1 protein-coding gene is annotated in these 2154 nt (G+C 60.6%); it reads right to left on the bottom strand.

Features of this window, described 5'->3' with window-relative positions:
* Positions 1–222: 222 nt before the first annotated feature.
* Positions 223–1119, bottom strand: a complete 897-nt coding sequence (locus H7X47_RS25640; RefSeq protein WP_193371633.1) for a 3'-5' exonuclease — start codon at positions 1117–1119, stop codon at positions 223–225.
* Between the last annotated feature and the right edge of the window lie 1035 nt (positions 1120–2154).

The raw sequence follows: 2154 nt of genomic DNA, 5'->3' as shown, positions 1-2154 counted from the left end.
CTCGACGAACTGCTGCCCTGGCGCTACGCTGCAACCGCAGCGTAGCTGGCTGTCGCACTGAAACGCCAGAGGGCCTTTGCCGGACGCTCTCTCATTGAGCGTTGGCGCCAGCTCTACAACTAGATGCGGCCTCGCTTGGCCGACGGCGGTTAATGTCGTCGCAGTGATCTTAGGCTCGGTGGTATCACGGATCGCCGCTCAGGGTAGTTGACGAACAATCGGTCAGCTGCGTTCGGAAAACCGATCGGCAGCAGTGATGTAGTCGACCCGGATATGGGCATTGCGAGCGAGAATCTCTGATTGCAGGAATGCAAGTTCGCTTTCCACGGTTTCTTCTGTCGCGTCGAAGTACCAGGAGCGCGGCTTACCATTGTTCTCCCCATTCCAACGGTAGCCGCGGGCCTTCAGAATGTCTTTCGACTCAAAGGGGCTGTTTTCGGCCCAAATGCGACAGGTCTTGCTGCGTGCCACCTCGAGCAGCACGCCAAGCGCGGGCCGGCCGGACTTCGGAAGTGGTCTGGAAAGCAATTCAACGACAGCCCTGCAGTCGTCAACCGCGCGGTGTCCATCGAAGAAATAGCCACAATCAGCCAATAACTGAGCAAGCTTTGTGCTCCCAAAGCCTTCCTCAGCCCAAGGGATCTGCGACAAGGAGCAGGCCCAGGGCTTGTTGGCAAAGGCGCTGCAGAACTGCTCGGAAAAGCGGCGGTCAAAAGCCGCATTGTGCGCAATGATGAGGGCAGCCGGATCGATGAACTTTTCAATATCGCCAGGCTCGATGGCGTGGCCCTTGACCATAGCATCCGTGATCCCGGTGAGCTCAGCAACTTCACTTGGAATGGGCTGGCTGGGCTGTCGCAGGCCCGAGAACGGGTCGCCCACTCCAAAGATCCGACCATCAAGGGCATAGGTGAAGGGGACCATGCCGATCTCAATGATCTCATCCGCGTAGGGATCCAGCCCTGTCGTCTCCAGGTCGAGGACAACGGCCCGGCGAGTCTCTGAGCCGTCGAACTCGGCCAAGGTGGCTTGCTTCGGGAGCCGGCGCAGGATGCGGTAGTCGCCCGTCGCTTCAAGCGCCTTGGCCATTGTCTCGTAGTCTGGTGGATTACTCATCATGCGCTCTATTCTTGGGGAGCTGGTGGATTGGGCCGCTGTACAGATTGGCACTGCATCTGTCGTTCGACCGCTACTGTCGAGGTCACGGGAGCTGCGACTGGCGCAGCGCGGCAGGGGATTTTAGCGCGATCGCTTGGTTCGCGGAACAGTAGAGGCGGCTCGGTAGTGGCGCAGTCTGAAATCTACGGCAGGTTAGCGCCAATTCAGACCATCCTAGTCATTTGGCGGCGCTAGTCGGGTCGCATGTGCAAACCCGCAAGTCCAGGAGAACCACCATTGAGGAGCAACGTTTACGGATGGCCTAGCGGGCAGATCGTGGCGGAGCTGGAGAGGTGCGTGCGGCCATCCGACAAACATCGAGCCGGCGTTACCGGCGGACTTGGAGAGACGTTTCCGACAGGAGGCCTCCACCAGCTCGTGAAGGCGCTGCGTGCAGTCCCCCAGCCAGAGCAGCGCCTCGCAGTCGATCTGGTAGGCCTTGGAGTAAGCGTACGCACACCGAAGGCAGCATTATCGAGTTGGGCCAGGCAGTTCCTGAGCGCCTGGACGGCGCAGCCGGGATCACCGCGAGGCGCCACTTGTTCCAGCAGATCAAGCGCTGCTTGTCGGCGTAGGCCTGGATAAACCGGCATCGACCACGAAGCCCTCGCTGCCGCCCACGCTCTCAGCCATCGTCGTTCTGGCCTTGGAGCGTGAACACCCAGCAAACATCCTCCCCGGGTTTTCCCCGGGTTTTTCGTGCATGTTCGCACCGTGTTCCGCATTTTGGTGCAGAACGCCGATTTTGAGGAGCGTCGTTTCTTATAGTGATTTCAGGGGGATAAATGGTGCCGCCGGGGTGAATTGAACACCCGACCCCACCCTTACCTGGGGTGGGGTCGCGGCGCGGCTTCCGCTCAGACCAGCCGTGAAAAGCCCCGTCCGGCAATGCCGGGCGGGGCTTTGTGCCGGTCTCACTCGCCGCCGCGGCGGTTCGGGCGGGACCAGATGAGAGTGAAGCCTTCGCCGTCCTCGTCGTCGAAGAGGTTGGCGTAG

It is taken from the genome of Pelagibius marinus, assembly GCF_014925385.1.
GTDB classification, from domain to species: domain Bacteria; phylum Pseudomonadota; class Alphaproteobacteria; order Kiloniellales; family Kiloniellaceae; genus Pelagibius; species Pelagibius marinus.
This window is presented reverse-complemented; position numbering and strand designations above follow the sequence as displayed.